Annotated in this window: 21 protein-coding genes; 6 read left to right on the top strand and 15 right to left on the bottom strand. The window is 67.5% G+C overall.

Annotation, left to right across the window (positions count from 1 at the left end):
* Window positions 1-2 precede the first annotated feature (2 nt).
* The 8 genes from R3F42_01025 to R3F42_00990 are packed head-to-tail and all read right to left on the bottom strand — an operon-like array spanning window position 3 to window position 6,677.
* Window positions 3-344 carry a cupredoxin domain-containing protein gene (locus R3F42_01025; GenBank protein ID MEZ5540605.1) on the bottom strand — a complete coding sequence of 114 codons (342 nt, stop codon included), beginning with the start codon at window positions 342-344 and terminating at the stop codon, window positions 3-5.
* A complete protein-coding gene (locus tag R3F42_01020) occupies window positions 341-1,702 on the bottom strand; it encodes an ATP-binding protein (protein MEZ5540604.1) in 1,362 nt (453 codons plus the stop codon). The genes R3F42_01025 and R3F42_01020 overlap by 4 nt, the downstream gene beginning before the upstream one ends.
* On the bottom strand, window positions 1,699-2,358 hold the full coding sequence (locus R3F42_01015; protein MEZ5540603.1) for a response regulator transcription factor: 660 nt from the start codon (window positions 2,356-2,358) through the stop codon (window positions 1,699-1,701). Before R3F42_01015 ends, R3F42_01020 begins: the two co-directional genes overlap by 4 nt.
* A gap of 23 nt (window positions 2,359-2,381) precedes the next feature.
* Window positions 2,382-3,173: an SDR family oxidoreductase gene (locus R3F42_01010; GenBank protein MEZ5540602.1), complete on the bottom strand. Its 792-nt coding sequence runs from the start codon at window positions 3,171-3,173 to the stop codon at window positions 2,382-2,384.
* Window positions 3,174-3,199: 26 nt separating this feature from the next.
* Window positions 3,200-3,841 carry a hypothetical protein gene (locus tag R3F42_01005; GenBank protein MEZ5540601.1) on the bottom strand — a complete coding sequence of 214 codons (642 nt, stop codon included), beginning with the start codon at window positions 3,839-3,841 and terminating at the stop codon, window positions 3,200-3,202.
* A 15-nt stretch (window positions 3,842-3,856) separates the two neighbouring features.
* Entirely contained in the window at window positions 3,857-4,510 is a 654-nt protein-coding gene (locus R3F42_01000; GenBank protein MEZ5540600.1) for an iron-containing redox enzyme family protein, read from the bottom strand.
* Complete coding sequence (locus R3F42_00995) at window positions 4,507-5,973, bottom strand: AMP-binding protein (protein MEZ5540599.1); 1,467 nt, start codon at window positions 5,971-5,973, stop codon at window positions 4,507-4,509. Before R3F42_00995 ends, R3F42_01000 begins: the two co-directional genes overlap by 4 nt.
* On the bottom strand, window positions 5,970-6,677 hold the full coding sequence (locus R3F42_00990; GenBank protein ID MEZ5540598.1) for a thermostable hemolysin: 708 nt from the start codon (window positions 6,675-6,677) through the stop codon (window positions 5,970-5,972). The genes R3F42_00995 and R3F42_00990 overlap by 4 nt, the downstream gene beginning before the upstream one ends.
* Before the next feature lie 419 nt (window positions 6,678-7,096).
* Between R3F42_00990 and R3F42_00985 the strand changes: the two genes are divergently transcribed.
* On the top strand, window positions 7,097-7,612 hold the full coding sequence (locus R3F42_00985) for a DsrE family protein (GenBank protein ID MEZ5540597.1): 516 nt from the start codon (window positions 7,097-7,099) through the stop codon (window positions 7,610-7,612).
* A gap of 117 nt (window positions 7,613-7,729) precedes the next feature.
* On the opposite strand, the gene R3F42_00980 is transcribed toward R3F42_00985, so the two are convergent.
* Complete coding sequence (locus R3F42_00980) at window positions 7,730-10,006, bottom strand: MMPL family transporter (GenBank protein MEZ5540596.1); 2,277 nt, start codon at window positions 10,004-10,006, stop codon at window positions 7,730-7,732.
* A gap of 130 nt (window positions 10,007-10,136) precedes the next feature.
* Here R3F42_00980 and R3F42_00975 point away from each other — a divergent pair, with 130 nt between their 5' ends.
* The 5 genes from R3F42_00975 to R3F42_00955 all read left to right on the top strand — a co-directional run bounded on the left by R3F42_00975 (window position 10,137) and on the right by R3F42_00955 (window position 14,696).
* Window positions 10,137-10,340 carry a DUF2892 domain-containing protein gene (locus R3F42_00975; GenBank protein ID MEZ5540595.1) on the top strand — a complete coding sequence of 68 codons (204 nt, stop codon included), beginning with the start codon at window positions 10,137-10,139 and terminating at the stop codon, window positions 10,338-10,340.
* A 127-nt stretch (window positions 10,341-10,467) separates the two neighbouring features.
* On the top strand, window positions 10,468-12,105 hold the full coding sequence (locus tag R3F42_00970; GenBank protein MEZ5540594.1) for a CarD family transcriptional regulator: 1,638 nt from the start codon (window positions 10,468-10,470) through the stop codon (window positions 12,103-12,105).
* 54 nt (window positions 12,106-12,159) lie between these two features.
* Window positions 12,160-12,636 (top strand): hypothetical protein, encoded by a 477-nt coding sequence (locus tag R3F42_00965; protein ID MEZ5540593.1) that lies wholly within the window; start codon window positions 12,160-12,162, stop codon window positions 12,634-12,636.
* A gap of 121 nt (window positions 12,637-12,757) precedes the next feature.
* Window positions 12,758-13,954, top strand: coding sequence for a TRCF domain-containing protein (locus tag R3F42_00960; GenBank protein ID MEZ5540592.1), 1,197 nt, complete (start codon window positions 12,758-12,760; stop codon window positions 13,952-13,954).
* A gap of 40 nt (window positions 13,955-13,994) precedes the next feature.
* Window positions 13,995-14,696 (top strand): CsiV family protein, encoded by a 702-nt coding sequence (locus R3F42_00955; protein MEZ5540591.1) that lies wholly within the window; start codon window positions 13,995-13,997, stop codon window positions 14,694-14,696.
* Between the two features lie 16 nt (window positions 14,697-14,712).
* On the opposite strand, the gene R3F42_00950 is transcribed toward R3F42_00955, so the two are convergent.
* From R3F42_00950 to R3F42_00925, 6 genes are all read right to left on the bottom strand, one after another.
* Entirely contained in the window at window positions 14,713-15,456 is a 744-nt protein-coding gene (locus R3F42_00950; protein ID MEZ5540590.1) for an S-methyl-5'-thioinosine phosphorylase, read from the bottom strand.
* Window positions 15,457-15,563: 107 nt separating this feature from the next.
* Window positions 15,564-16,121 carry a hypoxanthine-guanine phosphoribosyltransferase gene (locus R3F42_00945; GenBank protein MEZ5540589.1) on the bottom strand — a complete coding sequence of 186 codons (558 nt, stop codon included), beginning with the start codon at window positions 16,119-16,121 and terminating at the stop codon, window positions 15,564-15,566.
* Window positions 16,122-16,241: 120 nt separating this feature from the next.
* Entirely contained in the window at window positions 16,242-17,288 is a 1,047-nt protein-coding gene (gene nagZ, locus R3F42_00940) for a beta-N-acetylhexosaminidase (GenBank protein ID MEZ5540588.1), read from the bottom strand.
* Entirely contained in the window at window positions 17,285-18,094 is an 810-nt protein-coding gene (locus R3F42_00935; GenBank protein MEZ5540587.1) for an ABC transporter permease, read from the bottom strand. Before R3F42_00935 ends, nagZ begins: the two co-directional genes overlap by 4 nt.
* Window positions 18,094-19,023: an ABC transporter permease gene (locus tag R3F42_00930; GenBank protein ID MEZ5540586.1), complete on the bottom strand. Its 930-nt coding sequence runs from the start codon at window positions 19,021-19,023 to the stop codon at window positions 18,094-18,096. Before R3F42_00930 ends, R3F42_00935 begins: the two co-directional genes overlap by 1 nt.
* A gap of 214 nt (window positions 19,024-19,237) precedes the next feature.
* Window positions 19,238-19,729, bottom strand: coding sequence for a macro domain-containing protein (locus R3F42_00925; GenBank protein MEZ5540585.1), 492 nt, complete (start codon window positions 19,727-19,729; stop codon window positions 19,238-19,240).
* Between the last annotated feature and the right edge of the window lie 24 nt (window positions 19,730-19,753).

Here is a 19,753-nt window from a genome sequence, read left to right as displayed (position 1 = left end):
CCTCATTTGGCGATCACTTTGCCCTGCGCCGTCTTGGGATGGAATTCACCGAAGAACGGATATTCGCCCGGGGCCAGCGGACCGATGAAAATCACGCCGGTGCGCCCGCCCATGATGACCTTTTCCCGGTTCAGTTCATAGCTCTCGAATTCCTCCGGCGTGGCGTCGGTGTTGCGCACCAGCAGTTTCACCTTGGTCTGGGCGGGGATGACCAGTTCGGCTGGCCAGAACAGGTGGTTGCGGATCTCGATGGTGAACTCGGGTTTGTCGGCCCGCGCCGGCGCCGCCGTGCCGGCTGTGGCCAGCAGCGCGAGTGCGGCGAGCAGGCTGCGCGCGGAGTTCATGCGTATGCCTCGCCGCTGTGGACAGGCAGGCTGCGTGCCGACTCCGGGTCGCAGGCAGGAAACGAGACGCTGATGGACAATCCGCTGGCGAAATCAGATTCACCCAGCGTGATACCGGCATGATGCAGTTCGGCGATGTGCTTCACGATCGACAGGCCGAGGCCGCAGCCGATGACACCGGAGGTATGCTGGTCCCCGCCCAGGCGGTAGAAGCGGTCGAAGATGCGTTCGTACTGACTGGCGGGTATACCGGGACCGGAATCCTGCACCTGCAGCACGATGCGCGCCCCTTCAGGGCGGACGGAGACCTGTATCCTGCCACCGGCCGGGGTGTACTTGCCGGCATTGTCGAGCAGGTTCTGGAGCAGCGTCTCGAGCGCGAAACGGTCGCCCGGCACGCAGGCACGCGTGCCATCGAGCTCCAGCTGCTGCTGCCTGGCCTCGAAGCGGGCATACTTGCGCGCGATAAAGTCCTGCACCAGCGCATGCAGATCGACGGGCTCGAAACGCATCATCAGTTCGTCGGGCGTGGTGCGATACAGGGCCAGGATCTGCTCGACCACGTTCTGCATGCGCGAGGTCGCGGTTTCGAGCTGGCTCAGGTTGTGGTTCTCCCCGGGCAGGTCGCGGGCAAGGTTGTGCAAATGGATTTTCATCGCACTGAGCGGGGTACGCAGCTCATGCGCGGCGTCGGCGGCGAAATGCTTCTCGCGCTGGAACGAGGCATCCAACCGCCGCAGCAGGTCGTTGATGGAGGTGATCACCTGCAGCAGCTCCTGCGGCTGCGCTTCGACGGGCAGCGGGCCGAGGTCGTCGGCGCGCTTGTCGCGCAGCCGCACGGCCAGCCGGCGCAGCGGCGCAAGGCCGTAACCGACCACGAACCAGATCAGCAGGCCGGCCAGCGGCAACGCGACCACCACCGGGACGACGGACTTGAGTATCACGTACTCGGCCAGTTCGTTGCGCACATCGACACGGTCCGCGGTGATGATCCAGCGCCGTGTCGACGGCTCGGCCATGACATAGGTGCGCCAGCGGTAATCGCCGAAATTGTTGTAGCCGTACCCCTGCTCCAGGCGCGCGATGGGAACGAGCGGGGCATTGGCCGAACGCTGCCTGAGTACGCCGTCCTGCCAAACCTGGAAGGCGAACAGCCGGTCCAGCTCGTACTGTCCGCCGACCGCCCGCTCGGGATCATGGGTGGCGGCCAGCAGGTGCGCGGCATCGGCCAGCTTGGTGTCGAACAGCGTCTGTGCCTCGGTCATGCTGGCGCGGTAGCCATGCAATGCGGAAAGAAACACCGTCAGCGTCATGGTCGCCAACAGGGCAACGACCAGGAAGATGCGGATCGAACTCACGGCTTGTTTACCGTGTAACCGACACCCCGCACGGTCTTGATGAAATCCGGCGTAATCTTCTTGCGCAGGTGGTGGATATGCACCTCCACCGAATTGCTGCTGACCTCCTCGCCCCAGCCGTACAGCTTGGTCTCCAGGCTCTCGCGCGAGAGTATCCGGCCCGGATTTTCCATGAGCAGCTTGAGCAGCATGAATTCGCGGCGCGGCAACTCCACCTGCCGGCCTGCCACGGTGACCTGGTGGGTCGACGTGTCGAGCACCACCGGGCCGAGCGCGATCTCGCTGCTGCGCACCGCGCTCACCCGGCGTTCCAGCGCCCGCAGCCGGGCGAGCAGCTCCGGCATCTCGAACGGCTTGGCGAGGTAGTCGTCCGCGCCCCGGTCCAGGCCGGTCACCTTGTCGGCCGTGGTGTCGCGGGCGGTCAGTACCATGACCAGGGGGTTGGCCTCGCTGTGGCGGATGGCCCGCAGGACATCGAGCCCGTCCATGTCCGGCAGGCCCAGGTCGAGGATGACGATGTTGGGTGTGTCCGTGTCGACGGCCAGCAGCGCTGCCTTGCCGCGGTCGACATGATTGACGGTGAAGCCTTCCCGCTTCAGCGCGCGCTGCAGTCCATCGGCCAGCGACAGGTCATCTTCCACCAGCAGTATTTGCATGTAGCGGCTCTGGTCATCCCCGGTCACCCCGTCCGGGCAGCGAATTCGCGCGCACGGTGATTCTGCTTGCGCAGCGCCCTGTCCACCAGCCCCGGTAGCAACCCGTTGATTCGTACAAACAACGACTCAGGGAAGCCAATATAGCATTCTTTCCGGCGACTGCGCACCGCCGCCACGATGCGGCGCGCGACCGCTTCCGGCGCGTCGAAGTTCATGCGGACCGCCTTGGCCATGTCGTAGACCTGCTGCGAATTTATCCCGGTGCGAACGGCACGCGGCGCCACGTAGGTCACGTCGATACCGGTGTCCGCGAGTTCCCGGCGCAGCGCCTGCGAGAAGCCGCGCAGGGCGAACTTGCTGGCCGAATAGGCCGAGAACCAGGCGAAGCCGATACTGCCGAAGACCGAACCGACATTGACGATCTGACCAGCGCCTTGCGCCAGCAGCGTCGGCAGCACCGCCCGCGTCAGCAGCATGGGTGCCAGCGTATTGATCTCGATCGTCTTCTGGATCAGTCCGGCCGGCTGCTCGGCAAAGACGCCGAACGGATTGATGCCGGCGGAATTGATCAGGATGTCGATCCCGCCGAGACGTTCGCGCGCCGTTTCGACGATACGCGCCGGTGCGTCCGCCGCGGTGATATCGGCGGCCAGGGTGTGGATGCGCGCCGGGTCCAGCGACTGCCGGCGCGCCGCCAGGGCCTGTTCATTGAGATCCACCAGCAGCAGCCGGGCACCGGCCTGTACCAGCTGCCGGGCGAGTTCCCCGCCGATGCCGCCGCCGGCACCGGTAATGATTATGCGTTTGTTTTCCATCGTGCGATTCCCGCTCAGGTGGTCGATCAGAGCTTGCTGCGCGCCAGCTGCAGCTTGGCGGCGACTTCCTGCTGCCGTCCCTTGTCCGCCAGTTCCCGGTGCGGTCGGGGCGCCGCCGCCTGCGCCTTCTCCAGGTAGCGCACGGCCTCGGCCGGCTTGCCTTCCTCGAGCATGAAATCGCCATAGAAGAAATTGGGATCAATGCCGTTCGGATTCAGCGTGAGCGCCTTGCGCAGATAGAGTTCGGCCTTGGCATCGTTGCCGAAGCCGATCGGCCAGCCCGGAACCTGGTAGTACAGGGAACCGAGCGAGGTATAGATCGAACCATCCAGGGCCTTGGGATCGATCGCCTCGGCCTGCTCCAGCAGCTTGCGTGCCTCCTTGACCTTGCCCAGCGCGCTGATGCCCCCGGTCTTGCCGGCATCCGAGCTGAGGACGATGGCGAGCCAGATCAGCGGCTCGGCCTTGTCCGGATAGTCTGCGGCGAAGCGGCGTGCATCCCGGGTCAGCTCCTCGAAGGCCTTGGCCTGCGCTTCCTTGGCGGTATCGTAATTGGCAACGGCCCAACGCTGCTGGATGGCGAGCAGGTCGTCCTCCATCCCGGCGGCGCTCGCCGCGAGCGGGCCGGCGAGCAGCGCGATACATACAAGGAGTGCGGATAGTTTCATAGCGGTAACCTCGGCTTAATCCAGTGGAAGACTGCGGAAGACATCGCCGTAGAGGCGGAACATCATGTTGGCCATGTGAATGACCGCCTGCTGGTCCGCGGCGTCGTCCAGGCGGTTCATGAGCGATTCGAAAAACTGCATGTGGCTGATATCCAGCGAACCATGCGAACTCAGGTAGCTGAACGCCTCCGCGGGCAGATCGAGTGCAGCGGCTATGGTACCGGCCGCACGGGTCGCCAGCTGGATGCTGGTGCCTTCCAGCACATAGACCATGCCGAAGAACCCCACCGGGTTGCCGCGGTTGACGGTGTCGTAGGCATACGCCACCATCAGTTCCGTCTCCGGGTGCGGCTGCCCGTGCCGGACCGCTTCCGCGTCGGCGCCGCAGGCACGGATGTCGTTCAGTATCCATTCCTGGTGGCCGGTTTCTTCCGCGATGTAGTCGGCGAGCGCCGCGCGCAGCCATTCCCTGTCCATGGTCAGGCGGCTGCCGCACGCCATCAGCAGCGGTACCGTGTGCTTGACGTGATGATAGGCCTGCCCGAGAAAGGCGACATAGGTGTCGCGCGATATGTCCCCCTGCACACCGCGAACCAGCTGCGGGATCGCCAGCAGTGAAGTTCGTGCGGGTTGCGTCGCCGCCTGCAGGTGCTGGAAGAATCCGTTCATCGGTTCCCCACCTTGTGTAACGGAAAGTAATGCTGCTCGATAATATCGCGGCGCGGGCTGCCCGCCGGACTGAGCTCGCCCGACGCCACGGTGAATGGCCGCGTAATGGGCAGCCAGGCGTGGATCTGCGCGTAATCCGGGAGACGCGCATTGGTGGCGGCGACGGCCGCCGCGAGATCGCCGCCTTCGCCCGCGGGCACCAGTACCGCGAGCAGCCGGGCGCGGCCGTTGCCGATCACCGCGGCCTGGGCGATGCCATTGTGCGCCAGCAGTTCCGCCTCGACCCATTCGGGCGAGATGTTGCGCCCGTACGAGGTGATGATGCGCTCCCGTACACGCCCGGTCACGTACAGGTAGCCGTCCGCGTCGAAGTGGCCGGTATCGCCGGTAGCCAGCGACTCGTGCGGGTCGCGCCCCTCGGCCCCCAGATAGCCGGAAAAGGTCGTGCCCTGCAGCACGATCTCGCCCGCCTCGCTGATCAGCGCCCTGACATGGGGCAGCAGCCGGCCCACCGAGCCGGGGCGATTGTGCGTCGGCGTGTTCACCGCCACGACGGAGCCGGCCTCGGACAGGCCGTAGCCCTGATACACCGGCAAGCCGGCTGCACCGGCCGCCTCCAGCAGACCTTCCCCTGCGGGCGCGCCGCCAACGGCAATATAGCGCAGCGAATCGGGTATGGCATGGCGCTGCGCCAGCCCCGTGAGCAGTTTGAGCAGGCCGGGCGGTACGATCAGCGCGGTCGGCCGGTGGGTCTGCAACGTGGCCGCCAGCCGGCCGGCATCGACCCGGCTGGAACCGTCCACGCCGGTATCCGCCGCGTCCGGCACCAGCAGTTGCGCACCCGCGAGGACGGGCACATAGACCGTGCCGATATTCTCGAGCAGGATCGAGAGCGGCAGCAGCGCCATGGCACGGTCGGCGGGCGTCGCCTCCGCTGCGCGGGCGAGCGCAGAGGCGACTGTTTCCAGGGTCTCCAGCGACAGCCGCACGCCACGCGGGCTGCCGGTCGTGCCCGAGGTGTAGGTCACCTTGGCCACGGCGTCCGCCGCTGCCGCCTGTGGCAGCTTGATGTCCAGCAGCAGGCGGGCGCAGCGCCGTCCCGCGATCCACAGGGTATCGCTGGCCGTTACCGGGAACAGGGCACGGATGCGTTCGGGGTCGTCCGTGATCAAGGTGTCGACGGCGGCGTCCTGCAGGGTGTGCTGCAGCTGGCTGTCGCTGAAGAACACCGGCAGGGGCACATGCGTAACGCACGCGCGCAGCGCGGCGAGGTCGGTCACGACCCAGGCCGGGGAGTTGACCAGCAGGGTGGCGAGCACCCTGGCACCCGCCAGGGCCGTGGCCAGGCGCACGACCTCCTCGTGCAGCTGCTGCCAGTTCAGATGTTCCCGACTGCCGGTGACGGCGCGCTGCTCCGGCTGCTCCCGGGCGTGCCGTGCGAGCGCGTCGGTCACGCTACTCATGACAGCGGCACGGCACCGCTGCGGGCAAACACCTGGCCGGCGGCGTAGGCGCGCTGGGACAGCTGCTGCAGATCGGGATCGGCGGCCAGCAGCGCCCGCAGCGCCGGTGTACCCGCGACGATGTCGCCGGCATACACCGCGGGCTGGCAGTCGTAGTAGCTGCCCCACTCCGCCTGCTGGTCGGCCGGGAGGCACGTGCAGCGCGCATCGGCCAGCCGGGTCAACGGCAGTCCCATCCGGCTGAAGGCGTTGCGCAGTTTCGGTACCAGGGTAAATACCACGTGGGTGAAGCCGGCGCCCATCAGGAACGCGCTGACGGTGCAGATGAGCCAGCGGGCCTGACCCGCGCTGGCCGGCGCGAGATTGCCGATTTCGGCGATCCCGCTGCGGGCCGCCGCCAGCAGCTGGTCGACCGGCTGGTCGAGGTAATGCTCCGAGAACAGCCGGGTGTTGCCGGCCGGGCGAATGCCGGCCACGGCGGCGTAGTCGCCGGCAGGCCGGGTCAGCCCCAGCAACAGCGGATACAGGGCGCCCAGCCGCGCGCCGTAGGCACGCTGGAACACCGTGCGCACGAAGGCCTCGGCCAGCGCGCGCTCGCTGTGGGCGGAATCCATCAGCGCCAGTGCCAGCGTGCTGCCGCTGGCTGCGGCGCGTTCCGGGCACGGTACGATACTGGCCCTGCGGGTTTCCGACTGCATCTGCATAGAGGCGATCCTCCCATGAAACTGGCGGGCAGTATGGGGGACGGACCTTATGTGGGACTTAAGAAACGCCGGCCGGCCAGGCGCAATTCATTACAAAAATGTGAACCGGTTCATATTCTTGCCGGCCACCCCGGACGCCGTGCTGACGCCGGCCATGACCAGCCCCCCGCCCGCCCTGGCGGCACCGGGACACCCGGAATCGCGCAAGGCGCGCGCAATGCGCGGGGAGGGAATGACGGAGCGCGCGGTTGCTGCAGGATCGGGCGATCCCCCGGCGCAGGCGCATCCGGCCGCTGGCCTTGTCGTGGCCATCTCATGTAGGATCGGCCACAGCGTGCCCGCCGCAGTACACCACGAACCAGAGCCGCCGCGCTGGCGGCCATGGGGGAGCCGGGACAGGTCCCGAGGAGAACAGCGACATGCCGCGTCCAGCCCTGCTGGTGCTGTTGTACCTGACCCTGCTCGCGCCGGCCGGCGCGGCAGCGCCGGCGTCGCGGGAAGTCCACACCCCCTACACCGAACAGCGCGTGGTGTTCGATTTCTACTTCGATGACCCCGACAAGATCGGCACGGCCCTGTTCTGGATCAGGTCCTTGATCAACCCGCTGCTGGACGAGCCTTACGCCATGGCCCCCGAATTCCTCGACATCAAGGTCGTCGTCCACGGCACCGAGATCGTCACCCTGGCGCGCAAGAACTACGACAGGTATCGCGACGTCGTCGAGCGCATGCGCTACTACGCCGCGCTCGGCGTCGAGTTCAAGGTCTGCGGGCTGGCGGCGCAGGACTATCACTATGCCAGCGACGACTTCTACGATTTCGTCGATGTGGTGCCTTCCGCCATTACCGAGCTGGCGCACTGGCAGCTGCAGGGCTACGCCCTGATCACACCCCAGGTGCTGGAGAAAAAACACGCCATCGAGGATATCCGCTAGGGATCATCTCGGTCTGGCAACACGCGTGCCGCATCCCGAGAATGATCGTGCGATGTTCAGGGAGGGACGAGTGCCGTGGAGCACCGGGATGCGCGGGATCTGCGGCGCGCTCCGCGCCTACCTGTCCACCTTCATCAGCAGCGGCGGCAGCAACAGGAAATCGGCGGCCAGGGCGAAGGCGATGGTCACCGCTGTCAGCAGACCCATGTCCGAGTTCACCCGGAAACCCGACTGCGTCAGCACCAGGAAGCCGGCGATGAGCACCAGCGTGGTCACCAGCAGCGCGCTGCCCACGGTGTGGAAGGCATAGCGCACGGCATCGGCGGCATCCAGGCCGCGCTCGCGGCGGGCACGCAGATATTTGCTCAGGAAATGCACCGAGTCGTCCACCACGATGCCGAGCGTCATCCCCGCGACCACGGACAGACCGAGACCGACCTGGCCTGACACCAGCCCCCACACGCCGAAGCCCATGGCCGCCGGGGCCAGGTTGGGAATCAGGCTCACCAGCCCGATCTTGATCGAGCGCAGCGCCACGATCAGCACCAGCGAGATCAGCACCAGGGCGAAGGTGGTGCCGCGCAGCATGCTGTGGATGTTGCGCTGCCCGATGTAGGCGAACATGACGGCGGAACTGGCCCCGCTGGACTGCAGGTGCGGGGCGTTCGCGCCGAGCCATGCCTGGGCCCTGTGCTCGATGCCCAGCAGCGTGTTGCTGGAGACGTTTTCCAGCGACACGATCAGCCGGGTGGCGGACTTGTCGACGTCGATCTGGTTGTTGAGGTCGAGGCCGTAGGGCAGCGACATCTCGTAGAGCAGCAGGTACTGCGCCGCCAGCGCGCGATCCTCGGGCAGGCGGTACCAGGCCGGGTCGTCGCCATGCATGTTCTTGTTGAGCCGGCGCATGATGTCGGTGATGGAATTGACGTGCAGCACATGCGGCTGACTGCGGTACCACTCGGCGAAGCGGTCCACCTCGCGCAGGAATTCCGGGTCGTTGATGCCGCCTGCCGCCCCGGTGCCGAGCGAGTATTCGATGGTATAGACGCCGGTCAACCGGGTGGTGGCGAACTCGGTCTCGACCCGGAACGGGATGCTGGTGTCGAAGTACTTGATGAATTCATCGTTCAGCTCGTTGCGCGGGATGAAGCTCACCAGCACCAGCACGACGAGGCCCATGCCCCAGAACAGCGTGTTGCGGTGGGTTACCACGAATTCGCCGAGCCGGTCCATGTAGCGCGCCTGCTGCAGGCCGCCGCTGCGTGCGCGTACCGGCAGCAGGGACGCCAGCGCGGGCAACAGCGTGACCGAGAGCACGAAGGCGACGGCCACGCCCATGGCGACGATATTGCCGAGATCGCGGAACGGCGGTGCATCGCTGAAATTCATGCTCATGAAACCGATGACGGTGGTCAGCGAAGTCAGGAATACGGGCTGCATGTTGATGCGCAGGCTCTCGACGATGGCCTGCTGCTTGGCTTCGCCCTTGCCCATGGCGTGCAGCATGGTCGCGAAGATGTGCACGCAGTCGGCCACGGCGAGTGTCAGGATGATGGGCGGCGAGGAGGCGGACGGCGGCGTCAGCGCATACCCCAGCCATCCGGCCAGCCCCATGGCCGCCACGATGCTCATGATGATGACCAGGAAGGTGACGAGCATGGCCGTGAACGAGTGCAGCATCAGCACCAGGGTCAACAGCACGATACCGAACATGATCGGGATCAGCGTCTGCTGGTCGCCCACGCTGACTTCCTGGAAGGTATTGTTCATCACCACCATGCCGGTGAGATACACGTCCAGGTCGGGGTCGCGCGCCTTGAGTTGCCGGACGAGATCGCGGGCGAAGGCGGTGATCTCCGGGACCTCCTTCCCGCTGCCTGCGTCCGGCAGCTGGATGGTGACGTTGACCCCGGCGACCTGCCCGTCCGTGGAGATCAGGCGGTTGACCAGCAACGGCTCGTTGAGGGCGATGTCCCGGATCGCCGCGAGCTGTTGTGCATCCAGCGCTCGCGGATCCGCCACCAGGTCGGCTACGATCAGGTCGTCGCCCTCGGCACGGGTATGCTGGTAGTTGGTGATCGAGTCGACCCGCAGGGAATACGGCATCTGCCAGCAGGCCTGGGTCAGCCAGGCGATGCTCTCCAGGGTCTGCGGGGTGAACACGCCGCCGTGCTTCGGCGCCACGGCGAACAGGACATTGTCGGTTTTCGTATAGGTGTTCTGCAGCTGCTCGAAGGCCTGCAGTTGCGGATTGTCGCGACTGAAGAAGACCCGGTAATCGGTCTTGAAGGTGATGAAACGGGCGCCACTCGCGGCCAGGGCCACGAGCACGAGGCAGGCCAGCACCACCGGAACGCGCCAGCGCAGGATCCACTCACCGTATGAAATGACCATGCTTGTTCCTGTCGAGGCCGATTGTTCCGCTGCTGTCAGGGGCGGATAATCGGCCGTGCTGGCGCGGTTCACTTAGTACCGCATTCGGCCAGGCCGCAGCCTGGACGGGATCATACAGGAGAATCGGAATATGAGCGCAATACGGATGCTCTTTATTGTCGTGGCGCTGGTCATCGGCGCGGGGATCTGGCTCACCGGCGTGGACAAGGTGCACTGGCTGCTGTACCTGCCGCCTGCCTTCCTGCTGTTCGCCGGTATCACGGGTATCTGTCCGGGTTACATCATCCTCGGCAAGCTGGGTTTCAAGCGCCAGGGCAGCGGTAACAGGCTCTGACGCCACGCCAGCGACCGGAATGGCGCAGCGCGCGTTGCCGGGAGCGGCGCTGCCACGGTCCGGCATGCCGTCAGGCCTGATTGTGCGATAATGCGGTCCTCGAACCAGGCCGACCCCAGACGCCCGCATGACCCGCAGCTCACAGGCAGACCTCACCCGGACGACAGATCAGTCGGTGTTCGCGCCGCAGCTGCCGGCGCGCCCGGGCCGCTCCACCTGGACCGGGCTGCACGGCGACAGCCTGCCGCTGCTGCTCGCGCGGGCCGTGCACGACTACCGCCGCGGGCCGCTGGTGGTGATAGCGCCGGACATGCAGGCGGCCGAACTGCTGGCCGACCAGTATGCCTTTTTCGCCGCCGGTGACGCCGCACCGGCGCTGATCTTTCCCGACTGGGAAACCCTGCCCTACGACCTGTTCTCGCCGTACCAGGACATCATCTCCGAGCGTCTGGCCACGCTCTACCGTCTGCCGGCACTCGAGCGCGGGCTGCTGATCGTGTCCGCACCCACCCTGCTCGGCCGCCTGCCGCCGCGCACCTTCATCGAACGCAACAGCCTGCTGCTGCGGCGCGGCGACCGGCTCGACCTCGACGGCATGCGCGCACGACTCGATGTCGCCGGCTATCACTGCGTCTCCCAGGTCATGGAGCATGGCGAGTTCGCGGTGCGCGGCGCCCTGCTCGACCTGTTCCCCATGGGCAGCCGCGCCCCGTACCGCATCGATCTGTTCGACGAGGAGATCGAGACCATCCGTACCTTCGATCCCGAGTCGCAGCGCTCGCTGGAGGACTGCACCGAGATCCGCCTGCTGCCGGCGCGCGAGTTTCCCATGGACGAGGCCGCGATCCGCCTGTTCCGGCAGCGCTTCCGCGCCACCTTCGAGGGTGACCCGCAGGCCTGCAGTGTCTACCGCGAGGTCAGTCAGGGTATCGCGCCGGCCGGTATCGAATACTACCTGCCGCTGTTCCTGGAGCAGACCGCCACACTGTTCGACTACCTGCCGGCAGGCAGCTGCGTCATCCAGTTCGATGCCACCGAACGGGCGAGCGCGGCCTTCAACGCGCAGCTGCAGGAACGCTACGAGGCGCGGCGCCACGACCGGGAACGGCCGATCCTGCCGCCGGCGGCGCTGTTTCTGGAACCTGCCGAGCTGGAACAGCGGCTGGCGGCATGGCCGCAAGTGCAGGTCGGCCTGTTCAAGGAAGTGCTGCTGACACCGGACAGCCACACGTTCAACACCCGGCGGCCGGGCGAATTACGGCTCCGCCCGCGCAGCGAACAGCCCGCCGCCGCGCTGCAGTCATTCATCGACGGTTTTCCCGGCCGGATCCTCATCACCGCCGAATCGACGGGACGACGCGAAACGCTGCGCGACCAGCTGGCCGGATTCGGCATCCGGCCCGTGGTGGTGGCTGACTGGGCCGCCTTCCTGGCGACGGACACGCCGCTGGCGCTCGGCGTGGCGCCGCTCGAACAGGGCCTGGTACTGGACGACCCGGCAGTGGCGCTGCTGCCGGAGGCACTGCTGTTCGGCGAGCGTGCACGCCAGGTGCGGCGCCGCAAGCCGGTGCGCGATCCGGCCAGCATCGTCCGCAACCTCACCGATCTCGAGATCAACGCACCGGTCGTGCACGAGGAACATGGCGTGGGACGCTATCTCGGGCTGGAACGGCTTGCGGTCGGCGGCATCGAGAACGAGTACCTGGCGCTGGGCTACGCCGGGGGCGACAAGCTGTACGTGCCGGTCGCCGCGCTGGGCTGGTGAGCCACACCGGCGCCTCCCGGAGCAGGCCCCGCTGCACAAACTCGGCGGCGACCAGTGGGAGCGCGCCCGGCGCAGGCCACGCAGCGGATCCGCGACGTCGCGGCCGAGCTGCTCGACATCTACGCCCGGCGCGCGGCACGCGGCGGCCATGCCTATCAGGCGCCGCGCGACGATACGCGGCCTTTGCCGCAACCTTTCCGTTCGAGGAGACCCCGGACCAGGAGGCGGCCATCGGCCAGGTGCTGGCCGACCTGCAGTCACCGCATCCCATGGACCGCCTGGTGTGCGGCGATGTCCGGCTTCGGCAAGACCGAGGTGGCCATGCGTGCCGCCTTCGTGGCGGTGCAGGACGGCCGCCAGGTCGCCGTGCTGGTTACCGACCACGCTGCTGGCCCAGCAGCACTACAGAATTTCCGCGACCGCTTCGCGGACTGGCCGGTTCGCATCGAGATGCTGTCGCGTTTCCGCACCGGCCGGCAGCCCAGGACAGCACGCTCGCGGGGCTCGCCGAGGGCCGTGTCGACATCGTGATCGGCACCCAGGCTGCTGCAGCCCGCAGTGAAATTCCGCAATCTCGGCCTGCTTATCCTCGACGAGGAGCAGCGCTTCGGCGTGCGCCAGAAGGAGGCCATCAAAGGCGCTGCGCGCGGAGGTGGACATCCTCACACTGACTGCGACGCCGATCCCGCGCACGCTCAATACGGCGTTGGCCGGCGTGCGCGACCTGTCGATCATCGGCACCCCGCCACCGCACCGGCTCGCGGTGAAGACCTTCGTCTGCGAATGGGACAAGGCGATCATCCGCGAGGCCTGCCTGCGCGAGATCAAGCGCGGCGGCCAGGTGTATTTCCTGCACAACGAGGTCGAGACCATCGAGAACATGGCGCGCGAGCTGGCCGCCATCGTGCCCGAGGCGCGCATCGGCATCGCCCACGGCCAGATGCGCGAGCGCGAGCTGGAACAGGTCATGCTGGATTTCTATCACCGCCGCCACAATCTCCTGCTGTGCAGCACCATCGTGGAAAGCGGCATCGACGTGCCCACGGCCAACACCATCATCATGAACCGTGCCGACAAGCTCGGCCTGGCACAGCTGCACCAGCTGCGCGGCCGGGTTGGCCGCTCCCATCATCGCGCCTATGCCTACCTCATCATCCCGCCGCGCCGCGTACTGACGCCCGACGCCGAGAAGCGCCTGGCCGCGGTGGAATCCATGGAGGAACTCGGGGCCGGCTTCACGCTCGCCACGCACGACCTGGAGATCCGCGGGGCCGGCGAGCTGCTCGGCGAGGACCAGAGCGGCCAGATCCACGAGATCGGCTTCTCGCTCTACATGGATCTGCTGGAACGCGCCGTGCGGGCCCTCAAGGAAGGGCGCACGCCGGACCTGGACCAGCCGCTGCACCAGGGCCCCGAGATCGACCTGCTGGTACCGGCCCTGATCCCGGACGACTACCTCCCCGACGTGCACACCCGGCTGGTGCTGTACAAGCGCATTGCCGGCGCACGCGACGAGCGCGAGCTCGATGATCTGCAGGTGGAGATGATCGACCGCTTCGGCTTGCTGCCGGAAGCGGCGAAGAACCTGTTCCGGATCGGCGCGCTCAAGCTGCGGGCCGGGCCGATGGGCATCCGCAAGATCGAGCTCGGCAGCCAGGAGGGACGACTGCTGTTCAGCGATGCGCCCGACATCGATACGGGACGACTGATCGAACTCATCCAGACCCGGCCGCAGGCGTTCCGCTTCGATGGCGTCAACAAGCTGCGGCTGTTCGGCGACTTCGCGACGCCGGCCGCGCGTTTTGATACAGTGCAACAGCTGCTGGATCAGCTCGCCGTGCCGGCCTGACGGCCGCGGCATCACCCCGAACCGAGAGCGAACGACCGACATGAAATGCAAAGACAGGCTTCACCACGGCGCCCGGCTGCTGCTCTGCGCGCTGGCGCTGCTGGCGTCCACCGGCGCGGTGGCGGCACTCGATCAGTACGACGTCGAGGTCATCGTCTTCAGCAACGATGCCGCGGCCGGCGATGACGAGAACACCCAGGAATCCGGCACTGCCGGCAGGCCTGCTGCGGGTGCCGTCCCTGCCAGCGAGTTCATCGAGCTGTCTGCCGCGGATTACCGGCTGAACAACATCCGCGGCGGGCTGGCGTCCGCCCGCGGCTACCGCGTGCTGTTCCATCGCGCCTGGCGCCAGCCGGTCTACGACCGGGCCCATGCCGTCGACTATCCGGTACATGGCGTGGCGGCAGGCGGCCGCACCAGCGTGGACGGCACCGTGACCCTGATCCGGGAGCGCTTCCTGCACCTGGACGTGGACCTGCTGCTGCAGACCACCGCCGGCAACGGCATGCCGGTGGCGTTCCGCCTGAACGAACGGCGCCGCATCCGCAGCGACGAGCTGCATTATTTCGATCACCCGCGTTTCGGCGTGATCGCGCGCGTCACCCCGTACGCGGCCGCGGCCGAACCGGCCGCAGTAGCGCCGGATGCCGGGGCCGGCAGCGTGGAAGACGGCGGCGCCGCGGGTATGCAGGAAGAGGAACCGGTGGAAGGCGCGCCTGCCGGCGACCAGCTCACCCGCTGAGCATGCCGCGTCCGGCTCAGGCCGGGGCGCTGATCGCAGCTTCCAGTATCGCGCGCACGCGCGCCATGCCGGTCTTGAGATTGTGCTCGATCTCCGCCATCTCGATCGGGCCCGGGCTGCGCCCGGCCGCGTCGTTGGCGGACACGGCACAGACCGCATAGCACAGCCCCAGTTCGCGCGCGAGCGCCGCCTCCGGCATGCCGGTCATGCCGACCATGTCGCAGCCGTCGCGCTCCATGCGGTTGATCTCCGCCGCCGTTTCCAGGCGCGGCCCCTGGGTGGCGCCGTAGGTACCCGTGGTCAGCACCTCGACGCCGGCGCGGCCGGCGCTGGCGATGAGCAGTTCCCGCAGCTCCCGGCAGTAGGGTTCGGTGAAGTCGACGTGGGTTACCTCGGTGAGGTCGGCCTCGAAGAAGGTGTGTTCGCGTGACCAGGTGTAGTCGATGATCTGGTCCGGGATGACGACGGTGGCGGGTCGGATCGCGGCGCGGATGCCGCCCACGGCGCACACGCCGATCACCCGTGTCACGCCGTGTTCCTTCAGCGCCCACAGGTTGGCCCGGTAATTCACCTTGTGCGGCGGTATGGTATGGCCGTAACCGTGCCGCGCGAGGAATGCCACTTCATGACCGCACAGGGTACCGATGGTAAGCGCCCCGGAGGGTTCGCCGAACGGGGTGTGCATGACTTCCCGCCGCTCGATCTCGAGATGCTTGAGCTTGGTCAGCCCGGTACCGCCGATGATTGCCAGTTCCGCCATGATGATCCTGCCAGTATAAGTGTTATCGGTAAGCGGGCGCGCGTGGGCACACCGCCAGCGGCATATCGGCTACTGCAAGCGCTCGCCGCCCGCGTCCGCGCGCCCGGTCAGGCAGACTCGCCCAGCGCATAGATGCCGTTCAGGTTGCGCAGGTAGCCCTTGTAGTCCATGCCGAAGCCGAAGACATAGCGGTCGTCGACCTCGAGTCCGACAAAGTCCGCGTGCGCCGCCGGATTGCGCCGATCGTGCCGCTTCTGGATGAGCACGGCGGTGTAGAGCTGCGCGGCCCCGGCCTGGCGGCAGTAGCGGGCGATGTCGACCAGGGTATTGCCCTCGTCGAGGATGTCGTCCACCACCAGCACGGTGCGGCCCGCGAGCGAAATGCCGGGTTCGGAGACCCATTCGACCTCGCGGCCGCTGGTGGCGCCGCGGTAGCGCGTGGCATGCAGGTAGTCGGTCTCGAGCGGAAACGGCAGGCGCGTCAGCAGGTGGCCGGTCGGGATGATGCCGCCGGTCAGGACGCACAGCACGACCGGCAGCGTCTCGCCGAGGACGGCGGTGATCTCGGCGGCCATGCGATCCAGCGCTGCATGCACCTGCGCCGGTCCGTGCAGTTCGACCGCGGTGGCGCGTATGCGTTTGAGTTCGGCCGGTGTGAGTGTCATGGTTTGGGTCGACTCCGAGAATTCACTTTAATCAATTTGCACGAATAAGGCTCTGTAGCCTTTTGTTTTATTTAATTTCCATAGACCGGCGAAGCGACCGCAGGGCAGCGGCGTACGGCCTCACGCGTCCAGGTCCAGCTCCGGTGCCTCCTCGTAGCCGCGCACCGCCACCACCGCCTGTTCCCAGCGCGGATCGGCCATCAGCGCGGCGCGCGTGAGGGGGTGTTTGCCGTGCATGCGCGCGATGCGGGTATGGGCGACGGGATCCTGGTAGCCGGCCAGGGCCTCGGCCACCTGCACCGCGCCCGGGCGGTCGTTGCAGACGAGCACCATATCACAGCCGGCCTCCAGCGCGGCATGCGCGCGAGCCGCGAAGTCGCCGGCGAGACAGGCCCCAGCCATGCTGAGATCATCGCTGAACACGAGCCCGCGGAATCCCAGCCGGCGGCGCAGGATCTCGCCGATCCAGACCGGCGAATAACCGGCCGGCAGCCGGTCGATCTCGGGGTAGACCACATGCGCCATCATCACCGCCGCCAGCCCGGCATCGATCAGGCGTCCGAACGGCACCAGGTCCCACTGCTCGATGTCCGCAAAGCGCCGCGGGTCGACCGGTAGATCGACATGCGAATCGGCCGCCACCGCGCCGTGGCCGGGGAAGTGTTTGCCGGTTGCCGCCATGCCGGCCTCGTGCATGCCGCGCTGGTAGGCGACGGCGAGTTCGGCGACGGCCTCTGGCCGCCGGTGTAGGGCGCGGTTGCCGATGACGGTGGATACACCGTAGTCGAGATCCAGTACCGGGGCGAAACTGAGATCCACGCCTGCGGCGCGCAGCTCGACGGCCATGAGCCAGCCGGTGACGCGCGCGAGCTGCTTCGCGCGCGCGCGGTCGCTGTCGTAGATGCGGCCGAGACAGGACAGCGGCGGCAGCCGCGTGAAGCCGTCGCGGAAGCGCTGCACGCGCCCGCCTTCCTGGTCGACCGCCACCAGCAGGTGCGGCTCGCGCAGGGCGTGTATGGCGCCGACCAGCGCCTCGAGCTGGTCCGGGTCCGCGTAATTGCGTGCGAACAGGATGACGCCGCCTACCGCCGGCTGGCGCAGCAGCTCGCGATCCTCGGCATCGAGCTCGAGGCCGGCGACATCCAGCATCAGCGGTCCCAGTGTCATTCGCGTGGTCCTGTCGGTTGTTGTTTGAGCCGGATATCGAGGCGGTCGCGCAGGCGGTCGCCGAGCAGGTTCACGGCCAGTACCACGGCCAGCAGCGCCAGACCCGGTGCCAGCACCAGGTGCGGCGCGACCAGCAGGTAGCGGGTGCCGTCGCGGATCATCGCCCCCCACGAGGCTGCCGGCGGCTGCACGCCGAGTCCGAGAAAGGACAAGCCGGCCTCGGCGACGATCACGGCGGCCACGCCGAAGGTCGCTTCCACGATCAGCGGCGCCGCCATCAGCGGCAGCAGGTGACGGCGCATGATGCGCCAGCGGTTGCTGCCGAGGGCCTCGGCCGCCTGCACGTGTTCGCGCTGCTTCAGCGACAGCACCTGCGCGCGCGCCAGGCGCGCATAGCCTACCCAGCCCACCGTGGTCAGCGCAATGACGACGTTGTCGAGACCGGGGCCGAGCAGCCCGGCCAACGCGATCGCGAGCAGGATGCCCGGAAAGGCGAGAAAGATGTCCACGACCAGCATCGCCAGCCGGTCCCACCAGCCGCCACGGTAGGCCGCCGCGGTTCCGAACAGCGTCCCGGCCAGCAGCGACAGCCCGACCACCCACACGGCCACCAGAAACGAGGTCCGCGCCCCGACCGCGAGGCGGGCGCCGATGTCGCGGCCCAGATCGTCGTAGCCGAGCACGGCCGCCGCGCCGGGCGGCTCGAGGATGTGCGCGAGCCCGATGCGATCGGGATCCAGCGGCAACCACGGCGCGCCGATCGCCGCCAGCGCCCACAGGGCCAGGATCAGCAGCGGCAGACGCATCAGGCGTACGCCCCCAGGCGGATGCGCGGGTCGATCCAGGCATAGGCCAGGTCGGTCAGCAGGTTCACCACGACATAGGTCAGGCTGATCAGCAGCACGCAGGCCTGCACCACCGGATAGTCGCGCGCCTGGATGGACTCGATGGTGAGCAGGCCGATACCCGGCCAGGAGAACACCGTCTCGGTGATCACCGCACCGGCCAGTAGCGCACCGAGCTGCAGACCGAGCAGCGTGATCACCGGCAGCAGCGCATTGCGCAGCGCGTGGTGCAGGATGACGCGCGCCGGTCCCATGCCCTTGGCGCGCGCGGTGCGCAGGTAATCCTCGTGCAGCACCTCGAGCAGGCTGCTGCGCACCATGCGCGAGAGCACCGCGACCAGGCCGGTCCCGAGTGTCAGCGCCGGCAGGACGACCGCGGCCGGACCGCCCTGACCGCTCACCGGCAGCCAGCCCAGCCACAGTGCGAACACCAGGATCAGCATCGGTCCGAGCCAGAAATTGGGAATGGAAACGCCGAGCAGCGAGACGGTCATGGCGGCGCTGTCCCAGGGCGTGCCGCGCCGGAGCGCGGCGACGATGCCCAGCGGCAGGGCCAGCAACACGGTCACGGCCAGGGTCGCGAGCGCCAGCGCGCCGGTCGCCGGCAGCCGCTCCAGCAGCAGCGCCGTCACCGGCACGCGCCGGTGGATCGAGGTACCGAGATCGAGCCGCAGCAGGTCGCCGAGATAGCCGGCATACTGCGCCGCCAGCGGCCGGTCCAGTCCCAGCGCCGCGCGCAGCGCCGCGCGGTCGGCCGTGGCGGCCGATTCGCCCAGCATGACCTCGACCGGATCGCCAGGCACGAGGTGGATGAGCAGGAACACGAGGCTGACCACGCCGAGGATCACGAGGCAGGCGCCGCACAGCCGTTGCAGGAGGTAGCTCAGCATTGCGCCGGGATTATACCGGCTCCGGCGTTACCTTGTGGCCGGGCGGCACGGCTGCGGCTTGGCGGACAGATCCGCCGTCATTGCGAACGCGATGTATCGGGAGAAGGTGAGGCCGGGAACGGCCAGCGCAGCAAGCTCCAGCTACAGGCTGAGTCAGGAAGAGATTGCTGCGTCACTGCGTTGCCCGGATGACGGCGGCTGTAAATACGACTGCCTACAGACCCGGCTCCTGCGCCCGCTCGCCGGCATGGTATTCCGTGTAGACGTAGACCGGGATCCCGATGTCGCCGAGACGGTCCTGCAGCACCGGCCAGACCTCCTCCCAGGAGAGTCCACCGACACCGGTGGCCAGGCGCGGCAGGGCGATCGAGGTGAACGGCTCGCTGGCCGACATCTTCGCCAGCGCGCGCAACGCGTCGCTGACGTGCTTGACGGTCGCCTTGCCGGGACGCGAGCCGTGACCGTACCCCCCCTCCTGGGTGAGCAGGTTCACGATGCGCACGCCGTCCGTCCCGCCCCACATCCAGGCCGCGCCGGGTTCCGGGTGGTGCTGGTTGCACCAGTGGTGAAAGTCCTTGTGCATGGCGGGATACTTCTGATGCAGCGAAAGCGCCAGCCCCTGGCTCATCGGATCCTTCGGTGCCACGCCATGGGCCAGCACCTGAGCCTTCGACAGCAGAATGTCGCCTGATACCTGGTGAATCATAAATCCTCTGTGGTTCGTTGCGTT

Source organism: Pseudomonadota bacterium (genome assembly GCA_041395565.1).
Taxonomy (GTDB): domain Bacteria; phylum Pseudomonadota; class Gammaproteobacteria; order UBA9214; family UBA9214; genus UBA9214.
The sequence above is the reverse complement of the archived record's forward strand: the minus strand, read 5'-3'. Positions and strand labels throughout refer to the sequence as shown.

Coding starts and splice junctions, on each gene's coding strand:
- R3F42_01025 (MEZ5540605.1), bottom strand. CDS start 344: ATGAACTCCGCGCGCAGCCTGCTCGCCGCACTCGCGCTGCTGGCCACA.
- R3F42_01015 (MEZ5540603.1), bottom strand. CDS start 2,358: ATGCAAATACTGCTGGTGGAAGATGACCTGTCGCTGGCCGATGGACTG.
- R3F42_01010 (MEZ5540602.1), bottom strand. CDS start 3,173: ATGGAAAACAAACGCATAATCATTACCGGTGCCGGCGGCGGCATCGGC.
- R3F42_01005 (MEZ5540601.1), bottom strand. CDS start 3,841: ATGAAACTATCCGCACTCCTTGTATGTATCGCGCTGCTCGCCGGCCCG.
- R3F42_01000 (MEZ5540600.1), bottom strand. CDS start 4,510: ATGAACGGATTCTTCCAGCACCTGCAGGCGGCGACGCAACCCGCACGA.
- R3F42_00995 (MEZ5540599.1), bottom strand. CDS start 5,973: ATGAGTAGCGTGACCGACGCGCTCGCACGGCACGCCCGGGAGCAGCCG.
- R3F42_00990 (MEZ5540598.1), bottom strand. CDS start 6,677: ATGCAGATGCAGTCGGAAACCCGCAGGGCCAGTATCGTACCGTGCCCG.
- R3F42_00985 (MEZ5540597.1), top strand. CDS start 7,097: ATGCCGCGTCCAGCCCTGCTGGTGCTGTTGTACCTGACCCTGCTCGCG.
- R3F42_00980 (MEZ5540596.1), bottom strand. CDS start 10,006: ATGGTCATTTCATACGGTGAGTGGATCCTGCGCTGGCGCGTTCCGGTG.
- R3F42_00975 (MEZ5540595.1), top strand. CDS start 10,137: ATGAGCGCAATACGGATGCTCTTTATTGTCGTGGCGCTGGTCATCGGC.
- R3F42_00970 (MEZ5540594.1), top strand. CDS start 10,468: ATGACCCGCAGCTCACAGGCAGACCTCACCCGGACGACAGATCAGTCG.
- R3F42_00955 (MEZ5540591.1), top strand. CDS start 13,995: ATGAAATGCAAAGACAGGCTTCACCACGGCGCCCGGCTGCTGCTCTGC.
- R3F42_00950 (MEZ5540590.1), bottom strand. CDS start 15,456: ATGGCGGAACTGGCAATCATCGGCGGTACCGGGCTGACCAAGCTCAAG.
- R3F42_00945 (MEZ5540589.1), bottom strand. CDS start 16,121: ATGACACTCACACCGGCCGAACTCAAACGCATACGCGCCACCGCGGTC.
- nagZ (MEZ5540588.1), bottom strand. CDS start 17,288: ATGACACTGGGACCGCTGATGCTGGATGTCGCCGGCCTCGAGCTCGAT.
- R3F42_00935 (MEZ5540587.1), bottom strand. CDS start 18,094: ATGCGTCTGCCGCTGCTGATCCTGGCCCTGTGGGCGCTGGCGGCGATC.
- R3F42_00930 (MEZ5540586.1), bottom strand. CDS start 19,023: ATGCTGAGCTACCTCCTGCAACGGCTGTGCGGCGCCTGCCTCGTGATC.
- R3F42_00925 (MEZ5540585.1), bottom strand. CDS start 19,729: ATGATTCACCAGGTATCAGGCGACATTCTGCTGTCGAAGGCTCAGGTG.